Here is a 518-nt window from a genome sequence, read left to right on the forward strand (position 1 = left end):
GGCCGGCGGCCCTGATGGCGGCCTGCGTGGCCTCCAGCGCGGCGTCGACGATCTCGGCCAGCGGCGTCTCGCGCTTCTGCAGGGTCATGCGGCCCAGGCGCAGGCGCGACAGGTCCATCAGGTCGTCGGGCAGCACCGCCATGGCGCGCGCCTGCCGCTGCACGATGCGCGCGGCCTGGTCGCGTTCGGCGGCTTCCGTGCAGTCGGTGGTGAGCACCGCCGATGCGTTCGCGATCGATGCCAGCGGGTTGCGCAGCTCGTGCGACAGCACGGCGAGGAAGCGGTCCTTGGTCGCGTCGGCCGCCTGCAGCGCGGCGCGGGCCTGTTCGTTCTCGCGCAAGGCCTTGATCAGATCGGAGCGGCTCTGTTCGAGCGCCTGCTGGCTGGCGCGCTGGTCGCTCTGGTCGCGCAGGATCTTGACGAAGCCGACCACCGCGTCCGCGCCGTCGTGCATCGGCATGAGCGCGCCGCTGGCCCAGAAGCGGCTGCCGTCCTTGCGCTGGTGCAGCCGGTCGTCG

Annotated in this window: 1 protein-coding gene; it reads right to left on the bottom strand. The window is 72.8% G+C overall.

Translation table 11 applies throughout. The features are described from left to right. The coding region (locus K9U41_RS23075; protein WP_282643167.1) for a sensor histidine kinase at positions 1 to 518 on the bottom strand (518 nt) is incomplete at both ends.

Origin of the sequence: Xanthobacter autotrophicus, assembly GCF_029991245.1 — a bacterium.
In the GTDB taxonomy this organism is placed as follows: Bacteria; Pseudomonadota; Alphaproteobacteria; order Rhizobiales; family Xanthobacteraceae; genus Xanthobacter; species Xanthobacter autotrophicus_C.